Consider the following 23,353-nt stretch of genomic DNA (forward strand, 5'->3'; position numbering starts at 1 on the left):
GTATTATAACTGATTTTTGACTCTTTTCATCTTTTTTTACAAAGGAAAAGCCACTTTCGTGGCGATTAATTTTCTTCAAAAAAATTATAGGACATTTCGTAGAGAGTTTTTCTCTGATCTTCGTTAGTAAAGGAGTGATCAGCACCTTCAATTTCAAAATATCTAGAATTTGGGTAGGCGTCTCTGAGTTTTTCATTTGAGTCTCTAAATACTAAAGTATCATCTGTACCCCTTATGATTAAAACATTGCCGTCATATTTTCTTGCTGACCCATATATATCTTTTACAATAAAATCTATTAGGAAATTTATGTGAATTTTAACTCCACCTATGTCAGCTTCTTTAACTTTTGAAATTAAGCTTTCATATGGCATGTTGCTTTCCAACTTGGTTTTGCCTGAAACCTCTCCTTCAAAAACAGTTTTAGCCATAACTTTCAAATAATCTTTGTTATTCATGTCGCTTGCAGGGGCTAAAAGTGCCATGGCCCTTGGTTTTAATTTAAAGGCCATAAGGCTTGCTAGAACTCCACCTAAGGAATGACCAATCCAATAAAGCCTATCCTTATCTACATAATATTTCATCTTGGCAAAATCATGGATCATTTCAAGTTCTTTTTCTTCACGGCTTACAGTCATGTCATAAAAAGACCCGTCAGATTCACCAGAACCTGAAAAATCAAACCTAAAGACCACATAGCCCCTCTCTGTAAGGTACTTGGCGTGGTTTAGCCTGAAATTTACACTACCATTCCTATCTCCACCAAAACCGTGGAAAATTATTACACTTGGGTATTTTTTATTTTCGTCAAAGTCATCTGGGGTGTTTATCACACCCCTCATGACTATGCCATCTTCTTTTTTTATCTGTTCATAAAAATATTTCATTAAGCAAGTACCCTAGCAACTTCAATACCGCACGCAGAGGCTTGGGATAAAGAGTGAGTCGCACCTGAACCGTCGCCTACACAGTAAAGTCCCTTTTGTTTTGATTCGAATTTCTCATCTACTTCTATTTCTGAATTGTAGAACTTAACTTCGATTCCATATAAAAGTGTATCGTCATTTGCCATACCTGGGGCAATCTTGTCTAGCTGGTAGATCATCTCGATTATATCGTCAAGCTGCCTTTTTGGCATAACAAGAGAAAGGTCGCCGGCAGTTGCATTCATAGTTGGCTTGGTGAAAGATTTTTCCATCCTTCTTTCCGAAGAACGACGACCTTTGACAAGGTCACCAAATCTTTGCATCAAAACTCCTCCGCCTAACATATTAGACAGTCTTGCTATTGATTCACCATATTCATTTGAATCTTTAAATGGCTCTGTAAACCTATTTGTAACCAATAGGGCAAAGTTGGTATTTTGTGATTGAAGTTTTGGGTCTGTAAAGGAATGGCCATTTACAGTTAGGATGCCATTGGTGTTTTCTGTTACAACGTGGCCATAAGGATTCATACAAAATGTCCTTACGATGTCGTTGTATTGCTTGGTTTGATACATTATTTTAGCTTCGTAAACATCATCTGTAATGTGTTTAAATACCTCTGCTGGCACTTCTATTCTAAGACCTATATCCACCCTGTTTCTCTTAGATTCGATGCCAAATTTGTCGCAAACATCACCTATCCATTTAGATCCAGACCTTCCTGCCGCAAGAACTAAATCATCAGCCGAAAATTCCTCGCCCTTGTTGGTTTTAACTATGTACTTTCCATTTTCATAATCCACGTCTTCTACCATGGTAGAAAATTCAAAATCTACTGTATCTTTCACATAATCGTAGATTTTTTGTAGGATTATCTTGTTTCTGTCTGTACCAAAATGACGAACTTTTGCATCTAATAAATGTAGGTCGTGACGTAGACATTTGGTCTTAAGGTCGTTTTTATCTGTGCTATATAATTCCAAATCGTCTCCACCATCAAAGGCCATTAAGACGCTATCAACATATTCCATAAGTTCCATGGCTTTTTTCTCGCCAACATAGCGGTGAAGGTCGCCACCAAAATTAGTTGTGATATTGTATTTACCATCAGATAGGGTACCTGCACCACCAAAGCCGTACATGATATTACATGGTTTGCAGCCTATACAATGGCCAACCTTGCCTTCTGTGATAGGGCAAGTTCTGTGTTCGACCTTGCGGCCCCCATCAATTACAAGGACCTTTTTCTTTGTATTTAATTTTGTAAGCTCATAAGCAAGAAAAGCTCCAGAAGCCCCTGCTCCTACTACAATAATGTCATAGTTTTTCATGATTTCTCCTATCCTCTTTAATAAAAATTCAGGACATTTTTCTAATTTAGCCTGCTATATTATACAAGTTAAATGCCTAATTTCAAACTATCCTTTACATTTTGAAAATATATGTTAAAATATATGTAATTTATTGAATCACTTGTAAGTACTAAGTAAAATATATGTAAATACCTACATAGGATCTCAAGAAAAATTCACTTAGAAAGGAAAGCTAATGAAAAAAGCATTCAAAAAAGCCTTCCCTTATACTATACCCGTTATAATCGGTTATATGTTTTTGGGAATCACCTATGGCATAATGGTTAGCAAAGAAGGTTTCAATCCCCTATTTGCTCCATTAATGTCACTGACAATGTATGCTGGCAGCATGCAATTTGTAATCCTACCCCTTCTCAAATCCGATATTTCTATTATTGCAATTATTATTCTAACCCTATCGGTTAATTTTAGGATGATGTTTTACGGGGTAAGCTTATTAAAAGAATATAAGGATTCAAGATCAAAATTTCTCTTTATCCTGACCCTTTCAGACGAAACTTTCGCCCTTGATACATCAATCAAACCACCAGCAGATGTAAATAAAGCTGATTTTTTCCTTGCTATAGGAATAATTAACTACCTAGTTTGGATTCTAGCTTCCTACATTGGGGCCTTGCTAGGAACTTTAATTAGCTTTAATACCATGGGTATGGATTTTGTCCTTACAGCCCTTTTCCTAGTTTTACTAGTTGAACAATACTACTCAACACCAAACCACAAACCTCTTAAACTAGGTCTTTGCCTATCAATAATTGCCCTTTTAATCTTTAAACCAGGCAATTTTATGATTCCAGCCCTACTTTTGATAGCCTTAAGTTTGTTTGGTCTTAGAAAAAGAATTGAGGAAGTAAATGACTAAGATTTTAATTTTAATACTAGCATCATCAATTACAACTTTTTTAATAAGGTCAACCCCATTTTTCTTTTTCTCGAAAAAAGAAATCCCAGACTTAATACAGTATTTTGGTAAGTACCTACCTTTTGCCCTCATGCCACTTTTAGTGGTCTTTGCCCTTAGAAATATAAACCTATCGGCATATCCATATGGCTTGCCTGAAATAATAGCTAGTGCTTCAGTTATAATCCTTCATGCCAAGTTCAAAAAGCTATTCCTTTCAATTTCTTTTGGAACTTTTATATATATGGTCCTCATTCAATTAGTTTTTGTCTAAAATTGTAGTAAAGTATTATTATAGAAAAGAATTAATAAAAATGAGGTTAATATGAAAAAAGATATAAGTATATCAAACAATAAGGCCGTGATTAACTTTTCAAAGGCCTTTTTTAATGACACAGACGACTTATTAAGAAGCAAAGGATTCTTTGATGTAATCTGCTCCTTTGTAGCCTACCACAAGGAAAACCAAACAAGAATCTATACCTACCTAGAAAAATTTTTTAGGGCAAGCGATATAGAAATTCTTGCAGGAGAGATTAGGGATATTACCAAAATCTTAACTGTAATGAGCCTTGATGAGATTTCCGAAAAAATCAACAAGTACCACGACCTAGACAAGGAAAGAGATGCCCTAATTAGGATTGTAGAAGACATCTATGACTATTGGAGAAAGCTTGAAAGGTATTCTATTATCGAGCAGTCTGACTATGACAGGGGTATAGAAGTAGAAAACTTCCTTTCTTCAAACATCAATTTCAAGGACCTAATCCTTGATATCTACAGAAAAGCAGAATTTTCTGTCACAGGCAAGACACCAAAAGTCTTTAGACAAGTACCAGCAGGAGCCAATGCTTCAATAATTGTCAAAAATTTTGAAATTAACTACCCTGAAGACCTAAGGTTTTTAAATGAAATTCCATTTATAACCAAGGTAATGATCGAAACTCCTTACATAACCTACACCAAGTCCAACAAAAGGGATGGGTTCTTTGAGGAAGTTTATGAAAATCCAATCAAAGATTTAGATATAGATACAGACGAATTTTTGTGTTATCCTGCAAAAGTAGGTGACAACCTAGTATATATCTACTTCCACCACAACCTAATCACCCACGGCATATCTGCCTCAAACCTCTTTGACCTAGCCGATGAAGAGGAAATCCAATCCAAAAGACCAGACGCAATTTATTTATTCGGTGGAGAAAATTCTAAGAATCAAAATGTTTTCTATGAAAATAAAAACGGCCTTCTAATCGGATATGTAAACTATACAGACAAGAAAGACTACTTTGGCTATCTAAAAAAGATGTGCCTAACCCTTTCAAATATCATCTCAATGAAAAAATCCTACCTCCCAATCCACGGAGCTGGGGTAAATGTTGTTTTACAAAATGGAAAATCAGCCAACGTTGTAATCCTAGGTGACTCTGGAGCTGGTAAAAGCGAATCTATCGAAGCTTTCAGAACTCTTGCCAAGGACTACATCAAGGACATGACAGTAATCTTTGACGACATGGGAACTTTTAGGCTCAAAGACGATAAGGTTTTAGCCTTCGGTACTGAAATCGGTGCCTTTGTAAGGCTTGACGACCTAGATGCTGGATATGCCTTTAAGCAAATAGACAGGTCCATCTTCATGAACCCGGATAAGGTAAATGCAAGGTTAATTATGCCAGTTGCTGACTACAACCAAATAATGGCAGGCTATGAAGTTGACTTCTTCCTATATGCAAATAACTATGACAAACTAAAAAATGGTGAAGACTCTATTTCAATCCTAGATGACGAAAAAGAGGCCATCAAGATTTTTAAAAGAGGAGCGAGATTTGCCAAGGGTACAACTACAGAAACTGGCCTAGTAGAATCCTACTTTGCCAACCCATTCGGCCCTTACCAAAAGCAAGATACTTGCGATAAGTTAATCGAAACCTACTTTAACAAACTTTATGAAAACAATAAAAAAGTCGGCCAAATCAAAACCCAACTTGGCGTAGAAGGAATGGAAACAGATGGCCCACTAAAATCAGCTAAGGAACTTTTTGAAATAATCAAGGCCCTTTAAGAGAAAAAATTATCACCTGGAAGACCAGGTGATTTTTTTATCCCTAATAAAAATCCTAGCAAAATTTATACTAGTTTTTTTAAAATATATCAATTTTAAAAGCACAACTAAGCTTGGCTTATCCCAGCGCCATCCAGAATATTTTGCCATGAAGGAAGAGGAATAGAAATGTTTTTCTATATTTTTTATTAACAAAATAATTTCTAAGACTAAAATCTTGCTGATGGTGCTGGTTTTAAGCCAAAGGCTAGAGGTTAAATTTTCATTTCTTTTAAAACTTTTTAGCTCAATCTCTTGTATTTAATTAATATGCTATTTTCTATTATCTTTTATTTAAATTTTGCATTTATAGACTTTAAACCATAAAGCTTCTAGGACCTTAAAAAATTTCTTCTCTTATCCCCTACCCATAAATGATAGAACCTTTTCGTAGAGTGGCCCTGAAAATGAATAATCTATTACTGTCTTATCCCAGTCTAAAATACTATTTGCATCTATTATCTCTGGGTTTAGGCCAGTAAGATTGCCATTTTTATCTAAACTTACAAGGCTTTCTATTTCCTTATCCCTGTAGGCGATTTTGATTTTCACACTTGGAGTGTCTTTTTCTTGACTCTGGCAAATAAGTACGGTTGACCTCTGGCAAATCCCATCAAGAAAGTCATTATCTTTTTCAATGACCCTTCCATTATCTGCCTTCTCAACAGACCTTAGACTTACAAGAGCATTCTCCCATTTTGGAACGACTAGGTAAAAATCATTACCAGTTAGAAAAGCCTCATAATTTTCAGGATCTCTCTGACCTTCTAGGATTAGTCTTGGGTCTTTATAGTCTGCAAAACATGCTTGCCAGGCAAATAGTTTACTCATTACATTAGGTAGAGTATCTTCAGCATTGGCCCTGCCCATATAGATTATAAAGGCATTTACCTTTTCATCATCTGGGTCTATGCCAAGCCATGCAGCCATCCTTACAAAGTCATCTGAATATCGGTTAGTTTTATAATCAGGTCCAGCTAGGGTTTGGGTTTCTGTTGCTACCCCTATGCCTGCATCTGTATAGATTTTGCTAAAAAACATTAGCCTACCTACTTCGTTTACATAAAATATATTAGGATTTTCTTGCCACAAGTCTTTGATGGCAAAACCCTCTTTATTGCCCATGTCATACTGGTAGGAAGGATTTGAAATATAACTGTCATAATGGTCAATTATGTGCCTATAGTAGTCCGCTAGGCTTTTTTCCATGAGGTCTAATATCTCATCAGGACTAATATCAAAATAGGATAATAGCTCATCATCTGTAAGACGCTTGCCATCTTTTATTGAAAAATTATAGGTCCTATATACTTGAAAACCTGAGTCAATATTATTGTAGAGATGGATAAAGAGGCTTAGGATTTCTTCGTCTTGGTAGGTTGAAAACTCAGCATGAACAAAGGGTTCATCGCTATCTTTAGAATATTCATCCGCATCCTTGTACATGGCCTTTAGGTTTTCGAGGTCCTTTTCTATTTCCTCATTGGCTAGGTCCGCATCCTTTGAATCTAGCAAAATTTTTGGTAGGTGGATACCAAAGATGGGTCCCTTGGCCTTTTCCATTTGCTTGTCAATCACAAAGTCTTTCCAAACCTCCCTATCTTCAACAAGAGTAGAGTTACTTCCTGCTAGAGCGCCTGTTACAGGATGCCCCTTAATTGGCTCTCTCTTTGCTATTTCACTTTCAGAAGGCTTATCCAAATTATTTTGACTTTCTCCTGAAGATTTACCCAGACTTTCATTGTCATTATTTTTATTTACTGGTTTTTCTTCTTGGCTTATTGGCTTCGGATCATCAGTTTTGCCTTCTTTATTAGCACAAGCAGTCAAGGCTAAGCCTAAGCAAAGGATAAGGATTTTATACTTTTTCATCACCATGATCACATCCTTCTTTGTTAAATTTTATCTTATTTCCCTTGATTTCACAGCTATTTTCTCCATCAATACAATAGTTTTCAAGGCCGTATTCATGCCTTATAAATTCATCAAGGCTTATAAGATTAGTCACTTCGTGTTTACTTTCAACCTCATAGGAGTGCCTTGCATCCTGGTTCCTATATTTGCTGTAGACATTATAATAATATATGAAACCAGCAACTAAGAGTAACCAGAAAAAGTCTTTGGAATCTTGAAACTTTGTATCATCAAATATATCAAAGGCTGCAACGAACCATAGGACAAGGGCTATTAAGAAGCTTATAACTTCCACAAGGGCTGATGCCATAAATAGTTTTTTGAAATTTATAGGCACTGATCCCATGGTTTCCTTAGTCCTTGCATTTACTGCAACATAGTGTAAAACGTGTTTATCACCCTTATTTTCCATATAGGAGTAAAGCCAAACCGGCAAATAGGAAGCCTTCCAAGAATCGCCTTTTACAATAAATTCTTCTTCTTCCCAGTTAACTCCTCTGTCATATTCTTCGATGGTATCTTTGATGGCAAATCTAGCCACATCTGAGCCCCACACGTCTGTAATTTTTTTAAGATCAGATACATTGGTATCTCTCTTTTCGGATGTATAGCCTTTTAGGTAGTTGGCATTGTATTTGACACAATTTTCTGTATCAAAAGGCATGATAGAATTTATGATATTTGTTGTCTTTTCCTTTGATGAATAGTCAAGCTTATCCATACTTGATTCTATTGATAAATCATCAATGCTTATGTCAAAGTCCCTGCCTACCCTGTAAAGATCAGCATCATAAACGGTTTTTTCATTATCACCATCTTTTACTGTCCTAGTATCGGTTAAGATTTCTCCCTTGCCACTAAGTTTCATATGGCCGTTTATATCAACAAGCATATATGGAAAATACACCCCACATATATTTTCGGCATTAAATTCCTTAATAAATTGTGGGTGAGCAAAGGTCTTTCTTTGACCAACAAAATTTTCAATCTCTTCTTTTGCTTCATTCTTAGTCACAGCAAATGGCAAAATTACGTCAGGTACAGCTCCATTATCAATTTTAGAATTTATTGAAAGGGTATTTCTGCACCAATGACACCTGGCTTGGGTAGAAGTTGCTGTATCGATAACTACTTCAGCCCCACAACTCTCACATTTTAAGGTTATAATATCATCAGCATTTGAATCTATATCTGCCGCTCCTGTCCCTAGGTAATTTCCTTGTAAACTAGAAATATCAGCATCTTCTTCCGCAAGTTCTGGGTCAAATTCATGCCTGCAGAAATTGCACCTAAGCTTGCCAGTCTTGGTATTTGTAGAAATATCAGTAGAACCACACTTTGGACACTTAACCTGGCCATCTTTTACTTGGTCTGTATCTTTAATTATGTTTATGTTTTCATTATTATCTCTTTCGCCTGCCATAGCCTCCTCCTTAGAATCCTAAAAGATCAGATTTAGCCTTATCAAATTCTTCCTGGCTAATAACTCCTGCATCTAAAAGTTTTTTCATTTGGATTAATTTTTCTGTTGGATCGACTTGTGCGTTATTTGACGCTTGTTGGTTTTGTTGATTTTGGTTTGGAATATTTTGTCCTACTCCAAAATTAGGTTGGTAAGAATTTGCTCCCCCTGGCTGGTTAAGTCCACCTGCCATGGATCCTGCAGCATTCATTCCCATGCCCATAAAGGCCATTCCTGCACCACCGCCATTTTCTCCTGCACTTTGCATACCCCTAGCAACTGATTGTTGGAAGAATGAATTTCCACGATTTCCAGAAAGAGCATCCGCTTTTTTGACATCTGATAATAATTTTTTTGTATCTTCGTCATATTCGATAGCAAGGATTGCTGTCTTTATAATTTCAAGTCCCCTATCTGTCTTCCATTGGTAGGCATCCTCAACAGCCTTGGTTAGGGACTTCGCAAAACCAATTTGATCACCCTGGATTTTGCTCATCCTATTTCCCCTTGAAGGGTCATTTGTATAATTAGAAAAAGCTGCGGATAGGCTGCCTACAACTTCGTTAAAGAGTTGTTCACCTAGCTCATTATCTATATCACCAAAGTCAAAAACAGGTGCATCCTCAATTAAGTATTTTTGAGGAAGGAAATTTTTGACAAAAAGAAGGGGATCGACAATCTTAAGTGTATATGTTCCCCTGGTTACAGCCCCTACTTGGGTGCCAAGATAGGCATCATCCCAATAAATTTCACTTTGAGTTCCAAAACGGTTGTTTGGTATTTCTTTTAAATTTACATAAAAAGCAAGTTGCTCTGCCCCTGGTTGGCCGCCAAACTTAATCTTTTCCCAAGATGACTGAATTAGCGAACCCATGACTCCATCACCTACGAAAATTGACTTGGAACTTGTTTCGTCACTTGAATATATAAAGCCACCGGCTTCTGCAACTACGCCAGTAATCATCCCATTTTCGATGGTAATGAGAGCTGTGCCTTCAGGGACGATTATCTTAGACCCATTAGAAATAACATTTTCACTTGACCTGGTGTTTGAGCCTCTACCTTGATTAGTTCCTTGGCTAACAGCTGGAAATATACCTGCTGTTGCTGGTATGCCTGGCATAGGTTTGTAAAAATCTAGCCATTGGTCTGCAAAACTTCCTCCGAGTGCTCCTGTAAATGCTTTTATAAATCCCATTTTTACCTCCTAATTTTTATCTTGGATTTAAGTAAAATATTTTTTTACTCTTGTTCTTAGTTTTATTAAATCACATTAAATTGATAAAATAAATAGACCAGAGGTCAATCTTTGGCTAAATTTACAAAGATAGACCTTTGGTCTATATAAAAAAACCTATTAAAATAAAAAAACACCTCCCTATTGCTAGCATAATTACTAAAATAAGGAAGTGGTTTATAACTTTCTTTTATTCTATTTTTTCATTGACCTGGTCATTTTCTTCATTAACATTTCCTATTATCTGATCAACCATTCCACAGCCTTTAATAAGGTCAAGGTAAAGAAGTAATTCTCCCCTAGATGATACATTAAGTTTTTTATAAATTTTCAAAATATGGTGTTTGGCAGTACTCTTGCTAATATAAAGTATTTCTGGAAGCTGGTCTACGTCATAACCCTTTATCAAAAGAACTAAAACATTTAACTCAGCGGGAGTGAGGCTTGAGGTTGCTTCAATAAATTTCTTGAACTTGTATCCTAGATAAGGAGGTAGCCCCTTGATTGGCCTATCTTTAATTTTTTCCCTAACATTTTCCAAAAACTTATTTATCTCGTAAAAACCAGAGTCTAAAATGTCTTGCCTGTAGTCTTCGTCTAAGATTTTCTCCTGGTTTTCTATTAGGGAAAGTCCATCTGTAATTGGGCTTATGTACCTTCTAGTAAAATTCCAGCTAATGACTATAGCAAAAAATAAAAATAAGACAACAGAAATTGCAATATTGGATATATTTTTAAAAATATCCCTATTATATTCATCAAGAGGAACCATAGAAATAATTAAGGACTTATCCCCGTTTTCTATTAGGGAAACTTCTCTCAATAAACCTATGTATTTGGATTTTGAGCCTACAAATTCCTTTAAGTCCCTACCATGATCTTTGATTTCTAAAATATCATCTGGTAGAAAATAATATCCCTCCTGGGTTCCGCTGCTAAGGGCCTTTTCGGTATCTATTTTACTATCAGCCACAGGCAAAAATACAGAACTTAACCTCTTCATCTTGGATGGTTGGGCAATTTTTTCCTTAAAATACATTTCTTCTACTTCAAAGCCACAGACTCCATAAAGCTTGCCATCCCTACTCGCAATAGGAAGGCTTATTAACATGACCTTTTCACTTGTTCCAGGTAGGGTAAATACTTTGGTCATCCTATAGGAATCATAAATAGACTTATTTACATTTTTAGCAAGGAGAGCGTAGGCAGGTAGATTTGATAAATCATATTCTAACTTCCACTTCCTATGGGGCATTGCCGAGTGTTTCTTAGCCACATCTGCATCTCCCCTATATACAGTAACAGACGATTCCTTCAAGCTCCTAGAATCAAGTTTTAAATACAAACCAGACCTAGAATCTTTTGCCCCCTTATTTTTAGAATTAACAGTTGTATTGAACAAGACAAAGGCTCCTGATGTATCTGCGTAAAACATGGAGCTTTTCAGGTTTTCGAATATCCTATCCTGTATTTGATTAAGGAGTTTTTGATTATCTCTCAAATCTTCAAAAGAAATTTTTTCCTCATCCAAAATCTCTTCTAGGATGTCACTTGTATCTTGGGATAAGTGCATAGCAGAAATAGCTGACTTATCAAAATAACCCTTTATTTCCTTATCCAGCATAGATACTTGGATATCAAGGCTCTTTACATAATCTTTTCTGACATTTTTGTATTGGTCAAATAAAACCAAAGCCAAAACTATGAAAAATAGCAAAAGCCCAGCAAAAATAATCATATAGGAAAAAAGCTTTCTATACATTGAATTTTTTTGATATTTCTTATTTATATCAAACAAGGGCTGCTCCTAAAATTATCCTATCAGCTTTTCCCAGCATTCTTCTATCAGACTATTAACATCTTCGCCATTTTTATATCTTTCTTCAAAGGATTTTTGATTAGCCCTAAGCCAATCATAAAAATTTAAAACCTTATTATAATCATAAGACTCTGAGAGAAAGCTGTAGTCTTTTTCCATCTTTGATAAGCTATGGTATAACTCCTTATAATCGTGGTTTTCAAATTCCATAGTTAAAACTTTGTTAAAGGCCTCATTTCTTACAGGCATATAGCCAGTTTTTGTAACAAAGTCTAAGTTTCTCCCACTTTCTGTAATCCATTTGGCAAATATGGCTGCCGCCTTTGCCTTTTCATCAGTAGTCTTATAGGCGCAAAGCCCTGTACCAGCTAGGGTATCAAACTTATTTCCACTCTTATTTATTGGCAAAGCTAAAACTTTTAGATCCATAGGCTCAGACCTATTGTCTGGGTAGGTCACCATATCATTATAATACAAAACAGCGGCAGATGAACTTATCCCTGCTAGGGTCTCCCCTGTCATCATCTGGGTATTGGCATAAAGATCTGACACAATGATATGGCCCTTTACTAGGGAGGTCATAAATTTATCAAATTCCTTTTTAAATTCCATGTTATTTTTATCATACCAGCCCTGGTCGTTATGGAGTTTGGCATTTGGATTTGTTGAAAGATTGGCCAATTCGATTTCCCTTAAAATGTAGTCCATGGCACAAAAAGCCTTGCCATTAGACCATTCATAAAATTTCTCAGCTGCATCAAAAAATCCATCCCAAGTTAATAAATCTTCATAATCAAGGCCTGTATCTTTAGAAAACCTAGCAAACATAGACCCATTAATAAAGAGCATATGGGTCGATTTTGAGATAGGAAAAACTAAAAGCTTATCTCCCACCTTGCCATCTTCTAAAAAATCTTCCTGATAATCACTGAGTTCTTCTTTTGTAAAATAATCTTGCCAATCAATTAGGTTTTCACTCCCCAAATCATCGGCATTTCCACTATGGCAAAAGAACAAATCTGGCATTTTTTTTGCCCCGGACTTGCCCGCCTGAGAATCTAAAAGCTCATCTCCAATTTCTGCTGAATTACTTGTCGCAGTAACATTTATAACAATTCCTTCCTTACTACCCACAGTTTCGTTAAAGTCATCAACGAGCTTATCCATAGGCGATGAAGCCTGTTCGCCATAAACGTGCCACATTGTGAGGCTTACAGGTTCTTTTTTATTTCTTGAAAAAATAATGAATATAGTAATAATAATAAAAATTAATAAAAAAATTATTCCCACATTCTTGTATTTACTATTTTTCATCCTATCCTCGATTCAAAATTAAAAACATCTTCCTATATTAAAACTATCATAGTTAATCCACCTTGTCAAGATAAGCTTATAAAGAACTTGGTTAATTTTCTTCTAATTTTCTTTGATATTTTACTTTAAAAATAATTCCCAAAATATTTTTAAAATAATTAAGAAAAATTTCTAAACAAAAAAAGATGAAGTCCTCAAATAGTATTAACTATTCTAACCTTCATCTTTTATTGGTATTAAATTTGATTTTACTTTCCTATAGCATTTTCTCTTCCATAATAAAATAGGTATTGTTGGGCATAACCTGCAAGGTCTCCGAATATTTCTCTGGCATAGTCGTCTACTTGTTTTTTTGGTACTTCCTTGCCGATAAAAAGTGTTTCCATCACCCTTTTAATCCACACATCAACAGGGAATGTCTCCCTCCTATGGTAGGCAAAAAGCATGATGCAATCCGCAACCTTTGGGCCAATGCCTGGGAGCTCTTTTAATTTGTTGTGGAGGGCCTTGTCTGTAAGATTTTTTTCATCTTCAAAATTTAAGTATCCATCCACAAAGGCCTTTGCAGTTTCAACTATCCTTACATCACGAAAACCAACTCTGGCATGTTCCCTTAAATCTATTGGGTCAACCTTTGCTAAAACTTCCGGACTTGGGAAGGAATAATATTCTTCTCCCATATATTCTCCCAGATAATCTCCGTACCTTTCAGAAATTATCCTGACAGCTTTTTTTATCCTTGGAATTTGATTGTTGGCTGAAATTATAAATGAAATTGTAGTTTCAAATAATTCTTGGTTTAAAATCCTAATGCCGTATCCATAGCCTGTGGCCTTATTTAGAATTTCTGATTCTGACAAGGCTTCTTTTATCATTCCATAATCTGTGCCTAGGTCAAAGTAATCATAAAAAATTTCGTAAAATTCATCAAGACTTACATTTCTAATTAGGGTATAGCCGTCGCATTCAAGAAGGTTTATAATTTTTCCCAAAAATACGGCTGTATATGACCCGTCGTCATTTTTTCTAAAATTAAAACATTGACCACATTCGAAAATATGGTCAACTTTAAAAGAGTCTTCCCTGAGGATAAGACCACGAGGAGACTCTTCTATATTTAATTTTCTCTTTTCACTTGTTTGGTATCTCATTATTTAATCCTAACAGCGTGGATAGCTAGCCTTTGATCTTCATAATCATATTGGCATGTTGATAGGGTAATGATTTTGTCATCATCTGTAAAAGGTCGGGTATCAAGTTTTACTTCAGAATTTGACCTAAGTTTGTTAAAGTAAGGCACCTTATCTCCATCATAGGTAAAGTCTAAGGTCCTATAGTCAGAGCTTGATGGTGTACCATAGGCTGAAAAGATTAGATATTCCCTAAGTCCTTCTTCTGTAGTTAGGTAAATTGTCCTATTTTTTTCGGCAAATTCTTGCTTCCTAAATTGGTCTAGAGGAGTAAACATTGAGTCAATCTCTAGATGGTGACCATAAATTACAGAGTTGTCATCGTTTATATCTGCTGAATTGTAGACATCCATAAAGATAGAACCTGCTATGTCGTATTCCTTATTAAGGCCCTTTCTAAGGTAGAATTCATTATCAGGTCCTTGGAGTATCGGGTATTTTATCCCAGTTCCAGGAATTTCTAAAACTGCTATTACATCAGAATTTTGCTCTTTTAATTTTTTTAATAAGGTCAAGTGGATTTTTTCAAGCCTAGCTAGGGGATCCTTGATTTCTTCTGTTGGAACATTTGCATAATCATTAGAATCCACATCCGCTTCTGCTTGTTTGGATAAGTCCTCTATATATCTATTGTTTTTCATGTTTGTCCAATAATCAAGACCTCTCTTGCCTAAGATACTAATGCAGGCTAGGATTATTAAAATTAGGACAAATCTAATGAATGCCATTATTTTTGATTTCATTTTACCACCTTTAAAAAGTTTCGTTTCATTAGTATAATATACCATAAGAGAGAGTAAATAAAAGTTTTTTGTAAAAAAAAGGAGGACCTATGAAAGATTACAAGTTATATGTAGGAACAGTATGTAGATTTTGTAAAAAAGTTGAAGATTTCATGAAAGAAAATAATATAGATATTCCCCTAGTAAATATAAACGAAGACCGCAAGGCCATGATGGAATTAATGGAAAAAGGCGGCAAGAGACAAATTCCTTGCCTCTACCACGATGGCGAGTACCTCTATGAATCCGATGATATCATAGAATATCTAAAAGAAAATTACAAATAAGGATAAAAATGATTAAACTAATAGCATCTGATATTGATGAAACCATAATAAGTAAGGACCAAAAAGTACCAGAAAGAAATAAAAAAGCTATTAAACAAGCAATTGAAAAAGGCCTAATAGTCACACTTGCAACAGGCAGAGGCCCATACGAAATTTTCGATATACCACAACAAGCTGGTGTCATTGCTGATGATAGGTATATAATTTGTTGTAACGGCGCAGTTATAATGAATGTTAAGACTAAGGAAATTATTGATGTGGTTGACTTAGACTTTGCCTATGCAAAAAATGTTTTTTCCTATGCCTACGAGAACAAACTCACTTTTTACCTATATACCCTAGATAAAAAATACGGTATCAATTTAACTGACGATACAATAGTTGCAGAAAAGCATATTAATATATTAGATACTGACAATATTGATTTTCTAAAGGATGAAACCATTCTCAAGCTAATAATCAAAAATGAAGATATGAACCATCTCCAGGCTTTGGAAGTTGATATAGCAAGACTTACTAACTATGACCTTGAGATTTCTTATTCTTCAAATATGTATATGGAAATAAATGCCAAAGGCGTAAATAAGGCCGTAGCACTAAAAAAAGTCTGCGACCATTATGGAATAGATATGAAAGATGTCTTAGCCATTGGTGATAACTACAACGACGTGGCTATGCTAGAAGAAGCTGGCAGGTCTGTAGCAGTAAAAAACGCAAGACTCCAAGTAAAACAAACAGCCGACTATGTCACAAGCCTTGATCACAGCAAGGGTGCAGTTGGGGAAGCAATAGAAAAATTTGTCTTAAACTTATAGAAAATTTACAAAGAAAAAGGGGCTGTTGCAGAATGAATAAATCGTCCCAATATCACCAGAGGAACCTCTTAGAAAATTTTGCCTCCATGAGCCGGCAGGCTATATAAAAAATTTTCTAAGAGAGCCCTCTGCTGATGGGACGATAGTTATTCACAATTTGCAACAGCCTCTTATTTTTATCCAAAATATTAATAATAATCCCTATTTGTCATATACCTATATCCAAAATAGATAAGTCCCCCAAAGATAATTAGAGGTAGAAGGTGGGTTAGGATACCAAAGATAATTACTATTGGTAAGATTATAAGACCACCAATTAGTAAAAATGGCAGGCTTACAAGGCCAAGAGTAAGACCTAGGACTCCTAAGATCAATTTAAAAACTAATTTTATAAGTGGGATGCCAATGAAAAAGGCCCCTATAATTAAAAGTAAGGTTAACATATTGAACTCCTTTTGATAATATTATACATATCTTAAGTTTTGTGTCAAGTATCTTAATATTATTTTTAATATTTTTTTATATCTTAAGTTCGATTTCAATATATGTAAGGGACAAAAAAAGGGAGCCTAGCTCCCCTAAAATTATTTTCTATAACCAAGTTCATGGTCAAGGATGTAGATTCCACCCCAGTTTCCGTTGATTCTTTCAAGTCTTGTTACGATTTTACCTACAGAATTTTCTTCTTCAACTTGTTCGTCGATGAAGCCTTTGATGAAAGAAAATACTCTAAGATCTTCATCTTTAGCAACTTCTGCTATTTCGTGAATTCTTCTTGTGACTTCTTGTTCATGAGCAAGAGCAGCCTTAAATACATCTACTAGGCTTTCGTAGTCATATTGTGGTTCAGGAATTGCTTTATATCTAACATCATATCCTACTTCTTGAAGGAAATGTTTCATTGCTTCACCGTGTCCGATTTCTTCTTTAACTTGTTCATCAAACCAGTTGGTGATTCCATCAAGTTCAAGCCTATCTGTATAAGCAGCCATTGCCTTATATACATAAGCTGATTCATATTCAAAGTTCATTTGTTCATTTAATAAATCTAATACTTTACTCATTTATTTCTCCTTTTTCTAGCATCTCGCCGTATGGGATATACACTCCGTATATCTCTAAGTTTCTGGCCAAAATCTCCTTTATTACTTGTGTCGTATTTTCGGAGTTTATTTTAACTGTAAAAGTCTTATCCTTAATCATAAACTCATCCTCAGTTACTATACCCTTTGATTTTAGGGCGCAAAAAATTTCCATTGCCTCCTTCTTAGTTAATTTGTCATCTAACTGGAAGCTAAAGGGAAAAACTTCTGCATTTTCTTCTAAAGGATTTATTTTTTTTATTAAAAGTAAGTCTTTCATAGCCATCTCCTATTAGTAAAGATACCCATTTTTCAAAAAACTTAACAATTATTTTCTTCCATCTCTTTTTTTGAAAAAATACAGCCACAATATTCTTGCCTATAAATCCCATATTCTTTGGAAAGCTCGATTGATTTTTTGTAACCGTCCCTTTTCTTAAAGTCAGCGAAAAGATATTTAACCCCATATTCTTTTTCGAGTTCTTCGCCTATTTCATTAAGCCACTGGGCGTTTTTGTAAGGAGAAATTGAAAGGCTGGTTGTAAAATAATCATAGGATTTTTCCTTGGCAAGCCTTGCAGTTTCTCTTAGCCTGAGCTTATAACAATCATAGCAAGCCTCTCCAAACTCCTTATCGTCCTTTCTTTTTCGGGCGATATGGTCAAAGTCTTTCATATCATTAGATGGGATTATCACTTGTCCACCAAAGTGAGATTTCTCCGCCACTATCTTTAAATTTTCAGCACGCTTATTAAGTTCTTCCCTTGGATAGATCATAGGATTATAAAAATATAGGTCCATGTCAAAATGGTCCCTAAGCCTTTCTATAACCTCAGTTGAGCAAGGCCCACAGCAAACCTGGAGCAAGAGCTTTGGTTTTTCGCCATTTTTATCAAGTTTTTTTATAATATCTTCCATGACCTTATTGTAGTTAATCTTGTTCATATAAAACCTTTCAAGCAAAAAAATCGCAAGAATAAAATTCCTGCGATTTGCCTTTGTATATTATCTCTTTGAGAATTGTGAAGATTTTCTTGCCTTTTTGAAACCAGGTTTCTTTCTTTCTTTTTTACGTGAATCACGTGTTAAGAAACCAGCTCTCTTTAGGGCAATTCTTAGGTCAGGGTTTGCTTCAACTAAAGCTCTTGCGATAGCGTGTCTGATAGCTCCTGCTTGACCATTAAATCCACCACCGTTAACATTTACCCTAATGTCATAGCTTGTTAGGTTTTCTGTTAATGTTAGTGGGCTTCTTACAATAATTTTAAGAGATTCAAAATCAAAATATTGATCTAAATCTTTTCCGTTTACGATTATATTTCCAGATCCTGGTACCATTGTTACTCTTGCAACAGAGGTTTTTCTTCTACCAGTTGATTGAATAATGTTTCCTGCCATATTTTACTCCTTACTTAAGATCCAAAGCTTCTGGGAATTGTGCTTCATGACCGTGGTCGCTACCAGCATAAACTCTTAGTTTCTTTGCCATAGCACGACCTAGTTTGTTGTGTGGAAGCATTCCTACGATTGCATGTTCAACAATTCTTTCTGGATATTTAGCCTTCATATCTTTGAATTTAGTGATTTTTAGACCACCTGTGTATCCAGAATATCTCTTGTATTCTTTTTGATCTTCTTTGTTTCCTGTAAGCACTACCTTGTCAGCGTTGATTACTATTACATAATCTCCTGTGTCAAAGTGTGGAGTAAAGGTTGGTTTGTTCTTTCCTCTTAGTATTGCTGCAACTTGACTAGCTAGTCTACCTAGAACCATGCCTTCTGCATCAACAACATACCATTTTCTTTCGATGTTTGATGGAGTCGCAGTCCATGTCTTTTGATGTTTCATCTCATCCTCCTATAATTTTTTCGGCTACTATATTTAGACACCGCACTAGTAGCTTGCGGCTGTACTCGTCCTGGCATTTTTATATCGCTCCCAGGATATGCGATCGTCTCGATTCCTTATGAAGGTCTGAGTCGACTGATATATAATACTTGCTTTTGAAGCTTTTGTCAAGATTTTCTTATTTTTTTGCCATCCTTTTGTAAGAATATGGAGAAAATAGCAAGAGCATTGGATAAAGCTCTAGCCTTCCAAATAGCATGGCCAAAGTTAGGGTGAATTTAGAAATTGGTGCCATTGATGCAAAGGAAGATACTGGCCCAAAATCTTTAAGTCCAGGTCCCACGTTGTTGTAAGTTGTGGCAACAGCTGCAAAGGCCGATTCAAAATTCTCAACATCACGGCTAACTATTATCATAAAGAGGATAAATAAAAGTATATATAGGACCAAATACTTATTAACCGCCTCTTCGAGGTCATCGTCCATCCTCTTTCCATCAAGCTTGGTAATGGTAACTCTCTTTGGGTTTATTACTTTTTTGATGTGGTTGATTGTAGATTTAAAAAGGATTAAAAACCTTGAAACCTTAAAACCACCTGCAGTTGATCCAGCAGATGCTCCTATAAACATTAACAAAATTAAGATATTTCTAGAAAACATCGGCCAAGAACCGTAGTCTGCCGATACATAGCCCGTAGTTGTCATTATGGACGAGACCGTAAAGAGAGACTGGATTCCTGTATAAACAAGGTCCCCATAATAGTCTCTGATATTATAAAATATTAGGCCTGTCGCAAGGGCTACAATACCAAAATACCAATAAAGCTCTTCAGATTTAAAGCCTTCCCTAACTGACCTAATTAGGGCAAAGTAGTATAGATTGAAGTTTACTCCAAATAAGAGCATGGCAACAGAAAGGACAATTTCTATATACCTAGAATCATAGTATCCTACTGATAATCCCTTGTTGGCAAATCCTCCAGTTCCTGCCGCTCCCATGGCATAAATTATCGAATCAAACAAATCCATACCGCCAAAAAGTAAAAATATTACAGTTATTAGGGTCATTACGAGATAGATTATGTATAAGACTCTAGCTGTATAAGTAAGTTTTGGAGCAATTTTTCCAAAAGATGGTCCTGGCATTTCTGCTTTTAAGAGGCTTGATGATTCCTTGTTTGATTTTGGAAGTATAGCAAGGGTGAAAACCAAAATTCCCATACCTCCAATCAAGTGGGATAGGGACCTCCAAATAATTATTGAATGTGAAAGTAATTCCACATCATTTGCTACAGATGCCCCACAGGTTGTAAAACCACTGGCCATCTCAAAAAAGGCATCTAAAAAGGTGGGATAATTTGTCGGTGTCAAATACAAGGGTATAGCCCCAATTATAGAAAATAGGACCCAAGCGGCAGCTGTTGTAAATAAACCCTCCCTGGTATAAATATGACCTTGTTCGTCACCGATTTTAACTAAGATACTTCCTGTAAAGCTTGCTATTAAAATTGGTATAAGAAAATATAATTTATCATAAAATCCTTCTCGGTAGATAAATGCCACCATTAATGGCACCAACATTAGTAGGGCCAACACTTGGAGCAATCTACCTAGGATGTAATTTATAACCTTACGATTCATATTTACTCCAATATATCATCTAAAACCTTGAAGCTGTGGTTGGTTGTTGCTACTAGGACTGAGTCGCCAAGGTTTATTTTTGACCTACCATTTGGGATTTCTATCTCAACCTGACCGTGGTCTATAGCAAGAACTAGGCTGTCGTCCCTGATATTTAGGTCTTTTAGAGGAGTGTCAAGGATTTTGGAATGGTCTATGGCCTTAAATTCTATTACTTCAACTGCCCCATCCTCTAATCTATACAAGGACGAAATAGAAGATCCTCTTGCATTTACCTTAGACCTTACACGCCTGTTAATGACATCTGATGCAGCCATTTTTGGCGCAAATGTCGTATCATTATCCAAAATTCCAGTCATTTTCAAAAGTTTTGTCCTATTTACTTTTGCAATTACCTTCTCAAGTCCAGATTTTTGAGCAAGTAAGGAAATTAAAATATTTTCCTCATCTATACCTGTGAGGGCTAAAAGCGCATCAAAATGGTTTAGCCTTAGTTCTTCTAAGACTTCTGGGCTTGTACCATCGGCGTTAATAACGACCGCTTCTTCATGCATTTCGCTAATGTCTTCGGCTTTTTTTCTGTCAATTTCTACGACTGTTACCTTAAAGCCCCTTTCGATTAAAAGACCAACTAGGTATTTAGAAATATTTCCAGCTCCTATTACCAGGATGTTTTTTATATCGTAGGCACCTTTCTGTTCATACCTGTAGAAGATATCCACATCTTCTTTTTCGCCTATGACATAAATTTTATCCCCGCTTTTAAGGACGTCATAACCGTGAGGTATATTTACTTTTCCGTCAGAGTTTATAATACCAATTAGGGTGTGGTAGTTTTCCGAATATGAAGTTAGGTCAGAAAGCTTCTTTCCATCAAGGGCAGAGCCTTCTTCTATAACTAATTCCATCATGATTGCCCTGTCTTTAAAGAAGGACTCAACATTAAGGGCATGGGAGTATTTCAAGGTCCTTTGTAAGTCCTTGGCTGCTATGTATTCTGGGTTTACTATTGACATGGCATCGGTAACCTGGCCTATAAATTTCCTATGCTTAACATAGCGAGGTTCCCTCATCCTTATAATTATATTCTTTGCTCCCAGATTTTTGGCAAAGGTCGATGCAATTAGGTTTACATCGTCAGATTGGCTGATGGCTATGAAAAGATCACAATCTTCTGCCCCAGCCTCGATTAGGGCTTCAACATCACGGCCGTCTCCAACTAGGCCCATAACGTCGTTGGTTGCCAAAAGTTCATCTAAAACTTCCTTGTCTCTATCGATTACAACTATATCATGACCTTCATTTGATAGGTCTTGTGTCACAAAAGAGCCGACTTTGCCGGCTCCCAAAATAATTATTTTCATTAAAGCTCCTTGGGAATTTTAAAAATCTACTAATATCTTACCGCTTTTATAAATTTCCCCATAAGATTTGCTTATTTCTCTAGATAATCGTAGGCATAACGAGCTAAAAGTTCAGCCCCGTATTTCATTGCCCTTTCATCTGGATTGAAGTCTGTGGCGTGATTTTGTGGGTAGGTCGCCTTATTTTCTGGGTCCCTACCGCCTATAAACATATAGGTTCCAGCCACACCTGGCACTTCCTTGTAGCCTGATAAATAAAACCCAAAATCTTCAGAGCCTGCTAGTTTTAAATCTGTTTGAACATTGTCTTCGCCAAATATTTCCTTGGCGATTTTTACAGATAGGTCCGTAGACTTTTCCTCATTTATAACAGCCCCAGCTCCCATATGGTAATCAAATTCAGCACTTCCACCGTAGATTTCTGCAGAAAGTTTTGCTGCTTTTTCTAATTGTCTTACCATAAAGTCAACTGACTCATTAGAAAAGGACCTGAAAGACCCATCGAGTTTTATATCAGCTGCAACTGCATTTGCTGCTGATCCGCCTTCTACAACTCCTAGGTTTAATACAACTGGGTGGAAAACATTGTCAATTTTTCTTGCCTGTATAGCATAGGCTACATTTATGAAGTTCGCAAGCATAAGCATGGCGTCATTTCCTTGATAAGGAGTAGATGAATGTGCAGATGTGCCTTTAAATTTCACTGTAAAGAAGGTGTTATTTGCCATCACTTCGCCATAACCAGTTGAGGCCTTGCCCAGATCCCAGCCTGTGTGGATGTGAATGGCAAAGGCTGAATCAACGTCCTTGGTGTAGCCTCCACTTACAACGGCCCTGCCACCCTCGCCTGTTTCTTCGCCAGGTTGGAAAATTATCCTCACCCTGCCATTTAATTCATCTTTTACTTTCAAAAGTGCTTTTGTAGCGTTTAAAAGCATGGCAGCATGGATATCGTGCCCGCAAGCGTGGCTTAGCCCTTCGGTTTGACTTTTAAAGTCAAAATCATTTGTTTCCTTTATTGGAAGGGCATCTATATCCGCCCTTAGGAGAACAGTTTTGCCATCGCTTTCTGGATTTATCTCAACCATAAGACCAGTCGGGTCAATTTCGACTGGGTCAAAGCCCATAGCCTCCAGTTCTTTTTTGATAAAGGCAGTTGTCTTTACCTCCTCCATAGCAAGTTCTGGGTGGGCGTGCATATATCTTCTATCGTCTATCATTTTTTCTTCATTTTCTAAAATTGATTGTTTAATTATGTCTGTCATATCCCTTCCTTTCATTTTCTAACTTATATATACCCA

The 23,353-nt window shown here is 36.1% G+C and carries 23 protein-coding genes; 5 read left to right on the plus strand and 18 right to left on the minus strand.

What is annotated here, in order from left to right:
- Positions 1–65: 65 nt before the first annotated feature.
- Positions 66–887, minus strand: a complete 822-nt coding sequence (locus J2Z38_RS04665; protein ID WP_209772970.1) for an alpha/beta hydrolase family protein — start codon at positions 885–887, stop codon at positions 66–68.
- A complete protein-coding gene (locus J2Z38_RS04670; RefSeq protein ID WP_209772973.1) occupies positions 887–2,257 on the minus strand; it encodes an NAD(P)/FAD-dependent oxidoreductase in 1,371 nt (456 codons plus the stop codon). Before J2Z38_RS04670 ends, J2Z38_RS04665 begins: the two co-directional genes overlap by 1 nt.
- Positions 2,258–2,474: 217 nt before the next feature.
- Here J2Z38_RS04670 and J2Z38_RS04675 point away from each other — a divergent pair, with 217 nt between their 5' ends.
- The 3 genes from J2Z38_RS04675 to J2Z38_RS04685 are packed head-to-tail and all read left to right on the plus strand — an operon-like array spanning position 2,475 to position 5,259.
- Positions 2,475–3,158, plus strand: a complete 684-nt coding sequence (locus J2Z38_RS04675) for an AzlC family ABC transporter permease (RefSeq protein WP_209772976.1) — start codon at positions 2,475–2,477, stop codon at positions 3,156–3,158.
- Entirely contained in the window at positions 3,151–3,471 is a 321-nt protein-coding gene (locus tag J2Z38_RS04680) for a branched-chain amino acid transporter permease (RefSeq protein WP_209772979.1), read from the plus strand. The genes J2Z38_RS04675 and J2Z38_RS04680 overlap by 8 nt, the downstream gene beginning before the upstream one ends.
- Before the next feature lie 51 nt (positions 3,472–3,522).
- Entirely contained in the window at positions 3,523–5,259 is a 1,737-nt protein-coding gene (locus J2Z38_RS04685) for a phosphoenolpyruvate carboxykinase (protein WP_209772982.1), read from the plus strand.
- Between the two features lie 396 nt (positions 5,260–5,655).
- Here the strand turns inward: J2Z38_RS04685 and J2Z38_RS04690 are convergent, their stop codons facing one another.
- The 7 genes from J2Z38_RS04690 to srtB all read right to left on the minus strand — a co-directional run bounded on the left by J2Z38_RS04690 (position 5,656) and on the right by srtB (position 14,977).
- Positions 5,656–7,170 (minus strand): hypothetical protein, encoded by a 1,515-nt coding sequence (locus tag J2Z38_RS04690; protein WP_209772985.1) that lies wholly within the window; start codon positions 7,168–7,170, stop codon positions 5,656–5,658.
- Positions 7,157–8,635, minus strand: a complete 1,479-nt coding sequence (locus J2Z38_RS04695) for a TFIIB-type zinc ribbon-containing protein (RefSeq protein ID WP_209772986.1) — start codon at positions 8,633–8,635, stop codon at positions 7,157–7,159. Before J2Z38_RS04695 ends, J2Z38_RS04690 begins: the two co-directional genes overlap by 14 nt.
- A 10-nt stretch (positions 8,636–8,645) precedes the next feature.
- On the minus strand, positions 8,646–9,872 hold the full coding sequence (locus tag J2Z38_RS04700) for an SHOCT domain-containing protein (RefSeq protein WP_209772989.1): 1,227 nt from the start codon (positions 9,870–9,872) through the stop codon (positions 8,646–8,648).
- Between the two features lie 229 nt (positions 9,873–10,101).
- Positions 10,102–11,709, minus strand: coding sequence for a helix-turn-helix transcriptional regulator (locus tag J2Z38_RS04705; RefSeq protein ID WP_225304617.1), 1,608 nt, complete (start codon positions 11,707–11,709; stop codon positions 10,102–10,104).
- Positions 11,710–11,724: 15 nt separating this feature from the next.
- The gene (locus tag J2Z38_RS04710) at positions 11,725–13,044 is read right to left on the minus strand and encodes an ABC transporter substrate-binding protein (protein WP_209772992.1); all 1,320 of its coding nucleotides are present in this window, start codon (positions 13,042–13,044) and stop codon (positions 11,725–11,727) included.
- Positions 13,045–13,292: 248 nt separating this feature from the next.
- Positions 13,293–14,198 (minus strand): DNA-3-methyladenine glycosylase family protein, encoded by a 906-nt coding sequence (locus tag J2Z38_RS04715; protein ID WP_404800244.1) that lies wholly within the window; start codon positions 14,196–14,198, stop codon positions 13,293–13,295.
- Positions 14,195–14,977, minus strand: coding sequence for a class B sortase (gene srtB, locus J2Z38_RS04720; protein WP_209772997.1), 783 nt, complete (start codon positions 14,975–14,977; stop codon positions 14,195–14,197). Before srtB ends, J2Z38_RS04715 begins: the two co-directional genes overlap by 4 nt.
- Before the next feature lie 89 nt (positions 14,978–15,066).
- Here srtB and J2Z38_RS04725 point away from each other — a divergent pair, with 89 nt between their 5' ends.
- Both J2Z38_RS04725 and J2Z38_RS04730 read left to right on the plus strand, forming a co-directional pair.
- Positions 15,067–15,303, plus strand: a complete 237-nt coding sequence (locus tag J2Z38_RS04725; protein WP_209772999.1) for a glutaredoxin family protein — start codon at positions 15,067–15,069, stop codon at positions 15,301–15,303.
- Positions 15,304–15,311: 8 nt separating this feature from the next.
- Positions 15,312–16,118, plus strand: a complete 807-nt coding sequence (locus J2Z38_RS04730; protein ID WP_209773001.1) for a Cof-type HAD-IIB family hydrolase — start codon at positions 15,312–15,314, stop codon at positions 16,116–16,118.
- Between the two features lie 188 nt (positions 16,119–16,306).
- On the opposite strand, the gene J2Z38_RS04735 is transcribed toward J2Z38_RS04730, so the two are convergent.
- The 9 genes from J2Z38_RS04735 to J2Z38_RS04775 form a co-directional block, all read right to left on the minus strand.
- Positions 16,307–16,561 carry a hypothetical protein gene (locus tag J2Z38_RS04735; protein ID WP_209773002.1) on the minus strand — a complete coding sequence of 85 codons (255 nt, stop codon included), beginning with the start codon at positions 16,559–16,561 and terminating at the stop codon, positions 16,307–16,309.
- Positions 16,562–16,702: 141 nt separating this feature from the next.
- The gene (locus J2Z38_RS04740) at positions 16,703–17,182 is read right to left on the minus strand and encodes a ferritin (protein ID WP_209773003.1); all 480 of its coding nucleotides are present in this window, start codon (positions 17,180–17,182) and stop codon (positions 16,703–16,705) included.
- On the minus strand, positions 17,175–17,480 hold the full coding sequence (locus J2Z38_RS04745) for a hypothetical protein (protein WP_209773004.1): 306 nt from the start codon (positions 17,478–17,480) through the stop codon (positions 17,175–17,177). Before J2Z38_RS04745 ends, J2Z38_RS04740 begins: the two co-directional genes overlap by 8 nt.
- A 41-nt stretch (positions 17,481–17,521) precedes the next feature.
- On the minus strand, positions 17,522–18,145 hold the full coding sequence (locus tag J2Z38_RS04750) for an epoxyqueuosine reductase QueH (protein ID WP_209773005.1): 624 nt from the start codon (positions 18,143–18,145) through the stop codon (positions 17,522–17,524).
- Between the two features lie 60 nt (positions 18,146–18,205).
- The gene (rpsI, locus tag J2Z38_RS04755; RefSeq protein WP_209773007.1) at positions 18,206–18,598 is read right to left on the minus strand and encodes a 30S ribosomal protein S9; all 393 of its coding nucleotides are present in this window, start codon (positions 18,596–18,598) and stop codon (positions 18,206–18,208) included.
- A 10-nt stretch (positions 18,599–18,608) separates the two neighbouring features.
- Positions 18,609–19,049 carry a 50S ribosomal protein L13 gene (rplM, locus tag J2Z38_RS04760; RefSeq protein WP_209773008.1) on the minus strand — a complete coding sequence of 147 codons (441 nt, stop codon included), beginning with the start codon at positions 19,047–19,049 and terminating at the stop codon, positions 18,609–18,611.
- Between the two features lie 178 nt (positions 19,050–19,227).
- Entirely contained in the window at positions 19,228–20,688 is a 1,461-nt protein-coding gene (locus J2Z38_RS04765; RefSeq protein WP_209773011.1) for a TrkH family potassium uptake protein, read from the minus strand.
- 2 nt (positions 20,689–20,690) lie between these two features.
- Positions 20,691–22,052, minus strand: a complete 1,362-nt coding sequence (trkA, locus tag J2Z38_RS04770; RefSeq protein ID WP_209773014.1) for a Trk system potassium transporter TrkA — start codon at positions 22,050–22,052, stop codon at positions 20,691–20,693.
- A gap of 71 nt (positions 22,053–22,123) precedes the next feature.
- The gene (locus tag J2Z38_RS04775; protein ID WP_209773016.1) at positions 22,124–23,317 is read right to left on the minus strand and encodes a M20 metallopeptidase family protein; all 1,194 of its coding nucleotides are present in this window, start codon (positions 23,315–23,317) and stop codon (positions 22,124–22,126) included.
- Positions 23,318–23,353 lie beyond the last annotated feature (36 nt).

The organism is Anaerococcus degeneri, from assembly GCF_017874475.1.
GTDB classification, from domain to species: Bacteria; Bacillota; Clostridia; order Tissierellales; family Peptoniphilaceae; genus Anaerococcus; species Anaerococcus degeneri.

Coding starts and splice junctions, on each gene's coding strand:
- J2Z38_RS04665 (WP_209772970.1), bottom strand. CDS start 887: ATGAAATATTTTTATGAACAGATAAAAAAAGAAGATGGCATAGTCATG.
- J2Z38_RS04670 (WP_209772973.1), bottom strand. CDS start 2,257: ATGAAAAACTATGACATTATTGTAGTAGGAGCAGGGGCTTCTGGAGCT.
- J2Z38_RS04675 (WP_209772976.1), top strand. CDS start 2,475: ATGAAAAAAGCATTCAAAAAAGCCTTCCCTTATACTATACCCGTTATA.
- J2Z38_RS04680 (WP_209772979.1), top strand. CDS start 3,151: ATGACTAAGATTTTAATTTTAATACTAGCATCATCAATTACAACTTTT.
- J2Z38_RS04685 (WP_209772982.1), top strand. CDS start 3,523: ATGAAAAAAGATATAAGTATATCAAACAATAAGGCCGTGATTAACTTT.
- J2Z38_RS04690 (WP_209772985.1), bottom strand. CDS start 7,170: ATGAAAAAGTATAAAATCCTTATCCTTTGCTTAGGCTTAGCCTTGACT.
- J2Z38_RS04695 (WP_209772986.1), bottom strand. CDS start 8,635: ATGGCAGGCGAAAGAGATAATAATGAAAACATAAACATAATTAAAGAT.
- J2Z38_RS04700 (WP_209772989.1), bottom strand. CDS start 9,872: ATGGGATTTATAAAAGCATTTACAGGAGCACTCGGAGGAAGTTTTGCA.
- J2Z38_RS04710 (WP_209772992.1), bottom strand. CDS start 13,044: ATGAAAAATAGTAAATACAAGAATGTGGGAATAATTTTTTTATTAATT.
- srtB (WP_209772997.1), bottom strand. CDS start 14,977: ATGAAATCAAAAATAATGGCATTCATTAGATTTGTCCTAATTTTAATA.
- J2Z38_RS04725 (WP_209772999.1), top strand. CDS start 15,067: ATGAAAGATTACAAGTTATATGTAGGAACAGTATGTAGATTTTGTAAA.
- J2Z38_RS04730 (WP_209773001.1), top strand. CDS start 15,312: ATGATTAAACTAATAGCATCTGATATTGATGAAACCATAATAAGTAAG.
- J2Z38_RS04735 (WP_209773002.1), bottom strand. CDS start 16,561: ATGTTAACCTTACTTTTAATTATAGGGGCCTTTTTCATTGGCATCCCA.
- J2Z38_RS04740 (WP_209773003.1), bottom strand. CDS start 17,182: ATGAGTAAAGTATTAGATTTATTAAATGAACAAATGAACTTTGAATAT.
- J2Z38_RS04745 (WP_209773004.1), bottom strand. CDS start 17,480: ATGAAAGACTTACTTTTAATAAAAAAAATAAATCCTTTAGAAGAAAAT.
- J2Z38_RS04750 (WP_209773005.1), bottom strand. CDS start 18,145: ATGAACAAGATTAACTACAATAAGGTCATGGAAGATATTATAAAAAAA.
- rpsI (WP_209773007.1), bottom strand. CDS start 18,598: ATGGCAGGAAACATTATTCAATCAACTGGTAGAAGAAAAACCTCTGTT.
- rplM (WP_209773008.1), bottom strand. CDS start 19,049: ATGAAACATCAAAAGACATGGACTGCGACTCCATCAAACATCGAAAGA.
- J2Z38_RS04765 (WP_209773011.1), bottom strand. CDS start 20,688: ATGAATCGTAAGGTTATAAATTACATCCTAGGTAGATTGCTCCAAGTG.
- trkA (WP_209773014.1), bottom strand. CDS start 22,052: ATGAAAATAATTATTTTGGGAGCCGGCAAAGTCGGCTCTTTTGTGACA.
- J2Z38_RS04775 (WP_209773016.1), bottom strand. CDS start 23,317: ATGACAGACATAATTAAACAATCAATTTTAGAAAATGAAGAAAAAATG.